Source organism: Bacillota bacterium, from assembly GCA_040754675.1.
Classification (GTDB): domain Bacteria; phylum Bacillota; class Limnochordia; order Limnochordales; family Geochordaceae; genus Geochorda.
Genome location: JBFMCJ010000138.1, coordinates 1 through 8,902, shown reverse-complemented (window position 1 = coordinate 8,902; position 8,902 = coordinate 1). Strand labels below are relative to the sequence as shown.

The following is an 8,902-nucleotide window of genomic DNA, read 5'->3' as shown; positions in this document are numbered from 1 at the left end:
GCGGCGAGGAGTTTGGCGCCATCGTCCGGGCCGTCCTGGAACTCACGGAGCAAATCGCCGCTGACCTGACGCCCGCGCAGCGGGCAGCCGCTGCGGCTCACTTCGTCACAACCAGCCGGTACGAGTGGATGTTCTGGGACATGGGCTGGCGGCAAGAGCCATGGCCGGTGTAGCACGGTTGCACCCTGTTGTTCTCTCGTCCGGGCAGCGCCGATGCCGCTCGCACCATGGGCTCATCAGGGTGGGCGCGGCCTAGTGTGCGGATGAAAGAGCTCTGGGTCGTACGCCACGGCGAGACTGCCTGGACCCGCCGGGGACGGCTTACCGGATGGACGGACATCCCTCTTGCCAGGCGGGGACGGGCCCAGGCGCAAGCTCTACGGCCGCGGCTCGAACACGAGATCTTCCAGGGGGTCTTCTCCTCCGATCTCCGCCGCGCTGTGGAGACTGCCCGGCTCGCCTACGGGGAGCCCGCGATTGATCGGAGGCTCCGGGAAATCCACTTTGGGGAGCTGGAAGGAGCAGAGTGGGACACCCTCGCACCACCTTACAGGAAGGCTCTTGTCGCCTTCGATCCCTTCGTCGCACCCGGTGGGGAGAGCGTGGAGATGTTTCGCAGGCGGGTCGTGGACTTCGTCGAAGCGCTTCCCCCTGGACGGCACCTGCTCTTCACCCACGGCGGGGTGATTCGCTGCCTGCTCCGGGAGATGGGGGAGGATCGGTTCCTTCCCCCGGCAAGCGTGGTGGGGCTCGATTGGATAAGAAAGGGGCTTCTTTTCGTGCCGTCTACGACCTACCCTCGAACAAAGGGACGTGGGACCGGTGCGTGAGCCGGTCGAGCCGTGCCGCCGTCAGGGTAGCATCCCCGAACCCGAACACCTGCCCCCAGCGTGAGGCTTTCCGGTTCCAGGGCTCATGGGCCACTGCAGCGGCAGGCTGAGAGATTTCGGCAAGAAAGGAGCATGACGATGCCGATCGAGTTCGGTGTGGCTCTGGCGGAGACCATGCAACGCCTGTTCCTTAAGGAAAACATGTACTGGCACGGCCCCCTGTGGAAGCACGTGGCCGACCTGTCGGTGGAGCAGGCGCTCTGGCGTCCCGCGCCGGACCGCCACTGCATCTGGGAGCACCTCCGGCACATTCACTTCTGGCGACAACGGGTGATAACCCGCTTCTCGGGAGGAACCGTGCCCGACTGGAGGCCCTATAATTGGACGCTCCCGGACCCGGCCGATGAGGCGGCGTGGCAAGCTGATCTCGCTGACCTCGAGAAGGTTCAAGAGGCCCTGGTCGGGTTGTGCAAGGCCGTCAAGGCGGAGGACCTGCTGGCCGGAAATGGAGATAACGAAGAGACATTCAGGCGGTTCGTGATCCTGGTCGGCCTGCTGAGCCACGACAGCTACCACACGGGGCAGATCGCTCTGCTGCGTGCGTTGATGGGCCTGCCGCCGATCGAGTAACGGGAGGGGGCACCTCTCTGCCGGGTCAAAGCGCTCGATCGACGTTAGTCGCCAGGGCTTCGTGAGCCGAACACGCCGCAGCAAAGCAACGCCACTTCCTGGACACCGGGCGCCGCGACGCCGCGCTCTTTCGGCGATCTCAGGCGCGACCCGTCAGGTCCTCAAGAAGCCGCTTCTGGGCCACCTGACGCTCCACCCACCGGTACCACTCATCCAGCCCCTCACCCGTACGGCTGGAGGTCTTGAAGATCGTCATTTCCGGGTTAATCGCCTTCGCGTGGGCGACGGCCCTCTCCACATCGAAATCGGTCAAGCCGAGAAGGTCCATCTTGCTTATGACAAGCACCTGGGAACGCCTAAACATGCCGGGATATTTCAGCGGCTTATCGTCTCCCTCCACGGTACTCAGCACGACCACCCGGACATCCTCCCCGAGGTCGTAGGAGGATGGGCAAATCAGGTTCCCCACGTTCTCGATGGCGAGAAGCTCGAGCCCCTCATGGTGAACGGAAGGCAGGTGCCGCTGAATCATGCTCGCATCAAGGTGGCAGACACCCGCCGTGATGATCTGCCTGACAGGGAAGCCGAACCGCGCCAGGCGCTGTGCATCCCGTTCAGTCTGGACATCACCGACCAGCACCGCTGCGCGCAGCTTACCCTGGAAATGCTGGAGCGTGCGTTCGAGGAGCGATGTCTTGCCGCACCCTGCCGATCCGACCACGTTCATGCAGAAAACCGCCTGGCGCCGCCAGGACTCACGCAGCTCCGCTGCCAGCCGATCGTTGGACGAAAGTACTCTTTGCTGTACCTCAAGGCGTTCTACCACGAAGAGCCCTCCCTTTGGTTCTTCCCGGTTTCCCCCTGCACGATGTCCACGCCCGTCGAAGCATCGACCTCGACCGCCACCAGCTCAAGTTCCTCTCCGGTCACAACAGTGGTGCGCGGGCTCCCGCACCCGCTGCATGCAAATGACATTGGACTCGGCGGGCCCTCGTGCCCGCATGCCGGGCAACGTACTTTCAAAGGCACCCGCTCCACCTTCAGCCTGGCATGCACGCACAGCGGAAAGGCCTCTCGCGCCGCCTCAAATGCGAACTGAAGGGCGTCCGGCTCGACGCCTGAAAGGTCTCCGACTCTCACCTCAACGGCCTCGACACGCCCTGCTCCGCGGGCGGCCGCGACCCGCCCGGCTTGCTCAAGCAACCAAAGAGCAATGCCCATCTCATGCACGCCGTTAAAACCCTGCCCTGTCAGCAGATCCTCGGCAACTGCTCGCCGCTCAGCATATCCACCACCCTGTTGGTACCGACGCGGGTCTTCATGACCACCTGGCCGGCGTGGGACTCGACGACCTGGCCGATGATGCGCGCCTCTCGCCCCAGCGGGTGGGCCCGCATGACATCCAGCACCCGCCGGGCGTCCTGCGGGGCAACGAAGGCGACAAAGCGCCCTTCGTTGGCCACGTACAAGGGGTCGAGCCCGAGAAGCTCGCAGGCGCCCTCCACGTCCTCCCGTACGGGGATTTCCCCTTCGTCAATGACGATGCCAAGCCCCTGCGAGCCGGGCCGGCCCCTTCCGAGGCTCCCGGCGATCTCGTTGAGGGCGCTGACCAGGCCGCCCCGGGTCAGGTCCCGCAGGCAGTGCACCTCGGCGCGCGAATCCAGCATGGCCGTGACGAGGTCGGCAAGGGGCGCCGTGTCGCTTTCGATGACCGATTCAAACTGCAGGCCCTCCCGAACCGACATGATGGCGACCCCGTGGCGCCCGACGTCGCCGTTCAGCAGGATCAGGTCACCCGCCCTCACCCGGGAAGGGGACATGGCCCGCCCCGGCCCGATCACGCCGATCCCGGCAGTGGTAATGAAAAGGCCGTCCCCTTTCCCGTGCTCCACCACCTTGGTGTCGCCGGTGACCACTACGACCCCGGCCTTGTCCGCCGCCTGCTTCATCGAACGCAGGACGCGCCACAGCGTCTCCATCGGCAAGCCCTCTTCAAGGATCAGGGCCGCGCTGAGGTAAAGGGGCCGCGCCCCGCACATGGCCAGGTCGTTGACCGTGCCGTTTACGGCCAGTACGCCAATGTCGCCGCCCGGGAAAAAGAGAGGGCTCACCACGAACGAGTCCGTGGTAAACGCAAGCCTCGCTCCCGGTTCCAGCACGGCCCCGGACAGCTCCAGTTCGGCTCCGTCGTGCAGCTCGCCCAACGCCTCCGACCCAAAGGCAGGAACGACCATCTTCTCGATGAGCTGGCGCATCAGCCGTCCGCCCCCGCCGTGGGCCAGCAGCACCTTCGGATACCGGGCAATGGGAACGGGACAGCTCAGCGAAAAGTCCGCCGTTTCGTCCAAGGGCGGTCCCTCCCCCCTGCCATCAGCCCCGAGCATTAGCCGGGTCACGGGCGCCGGTACCGATAATAAGCGGCGCAGGCTCCTTCGGCGGAGACCATGGGTGCACCGAGCGGATGTTCGGGCGTGCAGCGCTTGCCGAAGGCCGGGCACTCGTGGGGTCTGTTGAGCCCTTGCAAAACCAGCCCGCCGATACACTCCGACGGCCCTTCTTCGCTCACATAGGACAGGCTGAAGCGATGTTCGGCGTCGAACTCCCGGTACGCCGGCCGCAGGCGCAGGCCGCTGTCCGCTATGGTCCCCAGCCCCCTCCACCGGCGAGGCACCACCTCAAAGACCTTCTCGATGAGTTGCCGAGCCGGTACGTTACCCTCGCGCCGCACCGCCCGAGCGTACTGGTTTTCCACTTCCGCGCGCCCCTCTTCCAGCTGCCGGACACACATGTAGATACCCTGCAGCAGGTCAAGGGGTTCAAACCCCGTCACCACGATGGGCACCCGGTACCTCTCGGCGATGGGCTCGTACTCCTCGTACCCCATCACCGTGCAGACGTGCCCGGCCGCCAGAAATCCTTGCACCCGGCTCCTCGGCGACGACAGGATGGTCTCCAGGGCCGGCGGCACCCGCACGTGGGCAACCAGGATCGAGAAATTGCGCACTCCCAGCTCTCTGGCCCGGAAGACCGCCATGGCCGTGGCCGGAGCCGTGGTTTCAAATCCCACCGCGAAGAAAACCACTTCCCTTTCGGGGGCTTCCACGGCGAGCCTGAGCGCGTCCAGGGGCGAATAGACGACCCGCACATCCGCCCCCTCGGCCCTTACCGCCAGCAGGTCCTTGCGCGAGCCCGGCACCCGCAGCATGTCCCCAAACGAGCAGAAAACGACCGGCCGGCCGTCTTTCCCCGAGGCGATCTCGAGGGCTTCGTCGATGATCTCCACCGGCGTGACGCACACGGGGCAGCCGGGGCCGTGCACCAGGGTGATGGCCTCCGGTAGAAGCTCGTCGATACCGAAGCGGATGAGGTTGTGCGTTTGTCCGCCGCAGACCTCCATGATGGTCCAGGGCCGGGTGGTCGCGCGGCGAATGGCCTGCACCATACGGCGGGCCGCTTCCGGATCCCGGTACTCCTCCAGGAACTTCACGGCCCCTGTCCTCCTGCCTCGGCGAGCTCTCCCATCTCTTCCAGCAGCTCGAACACCTTCTTTGCCTCTTCCTCATCGACCTTGCTGATGGCAAAGCCGACGTGCACGATCACGTAGTCACCCACACCGGCCTCGGGCACGTAGGCCAGGCAGACGTCCTTGACGATCCCGCCAAAGCTCACCTTGCCCGTACGAAGCCCGTCGTCAGCGATGCTGAGGATCTTACCCGGGATCCCCAGGCACATGGCCGTCCACCTCCTTTGATGCCTGCCAGCCCGCCGCCACCAGGACCTGACCGAGGGAGATACCGCCGTCGTTGGGCGGAACGGTCTGGTGCGTGTAAACGGAAAAACCCGCCTGGTGCAGGCGTGAAACCGCACGCTCCGTAAGGTAGCGGTTTTGAAAGCAGCCGCCGCTGAGGACTACCTGCTCGAGCCCCACCTCCCGGGCCACGGCCACCATGAGCGCCACCAGCGCGTTATGGAAGCGAAGGCTGATGCGCCCCGCAGGTACGCCCCTCTGCATGTCCTGAATGACGCCACGCAGCGCCGGTTCCCAGTCGGCGACCCAGCATCCGCCTTCCCCGGCGCCGGGCCTGACCAGGGGAAGGGGATACGCTTCCTCGGTCAGGCCTGATACAGCGGCGGCTTCGGTATAGCCCCTCCGTTCGATGGCAAACTCAAGCTCCATGGCCGCCTGGCCCTCGAAGCTCGACCGGGTCCGCAGCCCCAGCAGGGCGCTCAGCGCGTCGAACAGGCGGCCGGCGCTGGTCGTCACAGGAGCGTTCAAGCCCCGCCGAAGCATGGTCTCGAGAACACGGACCTCAGCCTCTGAAAAGCCGAGATTGCGAGCGACGGTATCGGAACACGGGATGGGCCCGGCCTTTTCCAGTTCAAACAGCACGCCCAGGGCGCTTCGCCGCGGCTCCCTGACAGCCTTGTCCCCGCCGGGCAGCCGGAACGGGCGCATATGGGCCACACGGCGAAAGCCGCCCTCATCGACGACCAGGAACTCCCCTCCCCACACGGTACCATCCGTGCCGTAGCCCGTGCCGTCCCACGCCACTCCCAGGACGGGCCCTCGCAGGCCGTGTTCGGCCATGCAGGCGGCCACGTGGGCGTGGTGGTGCTGCACCCGCACCAGCGGCACGCCCCGTTCCCGGCTGAACTGTTCGGCGAAGCGGGAGGAGAAGTAATCGGGGTGGAGGTCGCAGGCCACCCGCTCCACTTCAAGCCGGAAAAAGCCGAGGAGGTCGGCGACGACCCGTTCGAAGGCCGCCACGGCCTCCGCGTTTTCCAGATCCCCGATGTGCTGGCTTACCACCACTTCCGAGCCGACGGCCAGGGCTACGGTGTTTTTCAGGTGGCCGCCCACGGCCAGAATGGCGGGCAGGGGCCGGCCGACGGATACCGGAAGCGGTGCGTATCCCCTGGCCCTGCGCCAGAGCACCGGCCGCCCGGCCATGACGGAGGCCACCGAATCGTCGACATGGCGCAGAATGGGGCGGTCGTGCACCAGGAAGAGGTCGGCTATCCCCTTCAGGCGGCGCACAGCCTCGGCGTTGTCGATGCAGATGGGCTCCTCGCTGAGGTTGCCGCTGGTGCAGACCACGGGAAAACCAAGCTCCTGCATCAAAAGATGGTGAAGGGGTGTATAGGGGAGCATCACCCCCAGATAGGGGTTGCCCGGGGCCACGCACGCCGCGATGGCCTCCCCCGGCAGGCTCTCTTCCCGCCCCGGGTCCGGCGGCCTGCGCAACAGCAGCACGATGGGCGCCTGAGGCGAGGACAGAAGCTGCTCTTCTTCCGGCGAGACGCGGCACACAGCCTTCACCACCTCCGGACCGGGGAACATCAACGCAAAGGGCTTCGCCTCCCGGCGCTTTCGCTCCCGAAGCCGCCGGACCGCCTCTTCGCTGCGGGCATCCACCAGAAGCTGAAAACCGCCAAGCCCTTTGAGCGCCACAATGGCGCCTTCCCGGATGGCTTCGGCAGCCCGGCGCAGCGCTTCGTCCCCGGTTGCAACGCAGGCGCCGGCCGGGTCCCACATCTCGAGCCGCGGGCCGCAGCGGGGGCAGGCGATGGGTTCGGCGTGAAAGCGCCGATCCCGAGGGTCGTGGTACTCCTGGCGGCACTGATCGCAAAGAGGAAAGGCCTTCATGGCGGTACGCGTGCGGTCGTAGGGAAGCGCTTCGATGATGGAGTAGCGCGGGCCGCACCGGGTGCAGTTGGTGAAGGGGTACCGGAAGCGCCGCTGCCGGGGGTCCCGGATCTCCTCCAGGCAAGCCTGGCAGGTGGCGGTCTCGGCCGGAACGACCGGCGAAAGGCTCGCCCCGGCGAGGCTGTCCTGGATGGCGAAGGCTGTCTCACCCCGGCAGGGCAGATCCCACACCGTGACTTCCCGCACCACCGCAAGGGGCGGTGGGTTATGGCGCAGAGCCTCGATGAAGGCTTCGATGCGGGCCGGAGGGCCCTCCACCTCGATGTACACCGACCCGGACTCGTTGCGCACCCAGCCCCCGAGCCCCAGGGCGCCGGCCGTGAGGTACACGAAGGGGCGAAAACCCACCCCCTGGACCGTGCCCGTAACGCGTACGGCCTTGCGCCGCCGTGCCGGGTCCGGCGCGTCCTGAACGGTATCCACCAGGCGGGCGTCACGCATCCCGGCGCCGGAGCTCCTCCCGCACGACCCGAACGGCCCTGTCCAGCGCCGCCGAAACGGGGGGAGAAAGGCCGCGAGAAAAGGGCCGCACCCGCTCTACCACGATGGCGATGACCACGATGCAGCCGGCCACCGTGCGGGGGCTCGAGATCTGAGCCAGGCGGATGGCGTCCGCCACCCCCACCCCGTGAGTGGAAAGGGGGGTGAGCCCCGTCCGGGAAAGCTGCTCCGGGGTGAGGCGAATCACCTGGCCCGCCTCGTAGCGCCGATCTCCCACAGCTCCGGCCGGCCCTTGCCTAACAGCGGCATCCACCACGACCGCCTTTTTTACCCCCTGCAGCGCATCGATCACGACCGTGGCGTCTCCCGCCTCCACCGCCTCGACCTCCGGGTCGAGCCCTTCGGCCCTAAGGCGCCGGACCACCTCGATGCCCGCGCCGTCGTCGCCTGCAAAGGGGTTGCCGACCCCGATGACCCTAACCCGGGGAGCCCGCTGTCCGGTCACCGTCCCGCCCCTCGTCGACGGTCACGGTGAGAAAATGGGTGGCGCACGAGATGCACGGGTCGTAGTTGCGGATGGCCTGCTCGCACTTCCACGTGAGCTCGTCCCGGGAAAGGTTGAGAAGCCGGGGCACCAGATCCCGCAGGTCGTGCTCCATAGAGGCCTGGTTTTGGGCGGTGGGCGGCACGATCTTGGCCGCCTCGATGAGGCCGTCGGTGCCGATCCGATAGCGGTGGTACAGGATGCCGCGCGGCGCCTCCGTGCACCCATAGCCCACGACGGGCCGCGGCGGGCGGTCCGGAACGTCTACCCTGGGCCGCTCCGGGGGCTCGTACGAGGCAGTCAACCGCAGGGCCTCTTCGAACGCGTAGACCATCTCCACGCTGCGGGCAACGATGCTCAGGAAAGGATTACGCCACGGCAGGGGAGCACCCGCTTCCTTCACCGCCCGGGCGGCCAGCCCGGACAGCCTGTCCGCGTTGAGGTTGAGACGCGCCAGCGGGCCGCACAGGTAATCGCCGCGGCCTTTGATAGAAGATTGCAGGGCGTTGGAGTGCGGCACGTGCCTTTCCACAAAGTGGTCGTCGTATTCCCGCACGTCGATGTCCAGCCCTTTGTTGGAGACAATGCGCCCTTCGTTGAGGGGGTACTCGTCAGGATGGCGCAGGGCCACGAACTCGTAATCCCGCTCAAACTCCGGGAAGTCAAAGCGGGAAACCCACCGGAACGTCTCGTAGGCAGCGTCGAGGCCCCATTTCAGATCGTCCGTGAGCGCCTGCAGCTCTTTTCTGG

General features: G+C 66.5%; 11 protein-coding genes. 2 read left to right on the top strand and 9 right to left on the bottom strand.

The genetic code is table 11. The features are described 5' to 3' along the window. The first annotated feature begins 263 nt into the window (after positions 1-263). Entirely contained in the window at positions 264-830 is a 567-nt protein-coding gene (locus tag AB1609_09705) for a histidine phosphatase family protein (protein MEW6046738.1), read from the top strand. Here the strand turns inward: AB1609_09705 and AB1609_09700 are convergent. Further along, entirely contained in the window at positions 787-879 is a 93-nt protein-coding gene (locus AB1609_09700; protein ID MEW6046737.1) for a hypothetical protein, read from the bottom strand. The genes AB1609_09705 and AB1609_09700 overlap by 44 nt on opposite strands. An 83-nt stretch (positions 880-962) precedes the next feature. On the opposite strand from AB1609_09700, the gene AB1609_09695 reads away from it, so the two are divergent. Beyond that, positions 963-1,460 carry a DinB family protein gene (locus AB1609_09695; GenBank protein ID MEW6046736.1) on the top strand — a complete coding sequence of 166 codons (498 nt, stop codon included), beginning with the start codon at positions 963-965 and terminating at the stop codon, positions 1,458-1,460. Between the two features lie 139 nt (positions 1,461-1,599). Here AB1609_09695 and hypB read toward each other — a convergent pair whose 3' ends face one another. The 8 genes from hypB to AB1609_09655 form a co-directional block, all read right to left on the bottom strand. Next, a complete protein-coding gene (hypB, locus tag AB1609_09690; protein ID MEW6046735.1) occupies positions 1,600-2,286 on the bottom strand; it encodes a hydrogenase nickel incorporation protein HypB in 687 nt (228 codons plus the stop codon). Then, a complete protein-coding gene (locus AB1609_09685; GenBank protein MEW6046734.1) occupies positions 2,280-2,681 on the bottom strand; it encodes a hydrogenase maturation nickel metallochaperone HypA in 402 nt (133 codons plus the stop codon). The genes hypB and AB1609_09685 overlap by 7 nt, the downstream gene beginning before the upstream one ends. A gap of 29 nt (positions 2,682-2,710) precedes the next feature. Next, the gene (gene hypE, locus AB1609_09680; protein MEW6046733.1) at positions 2,711-3,808 is read right to left on the bottom strand and encodes a hydrogenase expression/formation protein HypE; all 1,098 of its coding nucleotides are present in this window, start codon (positions 3,806-3,808) and stop codon (positions 2,711-2,713) included. A gap of 44 nt (positions 3,809-3,852) precedes the next feature. Continuing rightward, the gene (gene hypD / locus AB1609_09675; GenBank protein MEW6046732.1) at positions 3,853-4,947 is read right to left on the bottom strand and encodes a hydrogenase formation protein HypD; all 1,095 of its coding nucleotides are present in this window, start codon (positions 4,945-4,947) and stop codon (positions 3,853-3,855) included. Beyond that, a complete protein-coding gene (locus AB1609_09670) occupies positions 4,944-5,192 on the bottom strand; it encodes a HypC/HybG/HupF family hydrogenase formation chaperone (protein MEW6046731.1) in 249 nt (82 codons plus the stop codon). Before AB1609_09670 ends, hypD begins: the two co-directional genes overlap by 4 nt. Further along, positions 5,170-7,608, bottom strand: coding sequence for a carbamoyltransferase HypF (gene hypF, locus AB1609_09665; GenBank protein MEW6046730.1), 2,439 nt, complete (start codon positions 7,606-7,608; stop codon positions 5,170-5,172). The genes AB1609_09670 and hypF overlap by 23 nt, the downstream gene beginning before the upstream one ends. Continuing rightward, positions 7,601-8,113, bottom strand: a complete 513-nt coding sequence (locus tag AB1609_09660; GenBank protein ID MEW6046729.1) for a hydrogenase maturation protease — start codon at positions 8,111-8,113, stop codon at positions 7,601-7,603. The genes hypF and AB1609_09660 overlap by 8 nt, the downstream gene beginning before the upstream one ends. After that, positions 8,085-8,902 (bottom strand): nickel-dependent hydrogenase large subunit (locus AB1609_09655; GenBank protein MEW6046728.1); only part of this gene is annotated, 818 nt, incomplete at its 5' end. The genes AB1609_09660 and AB1609_09655, both read right to left, overlap by 29 nt.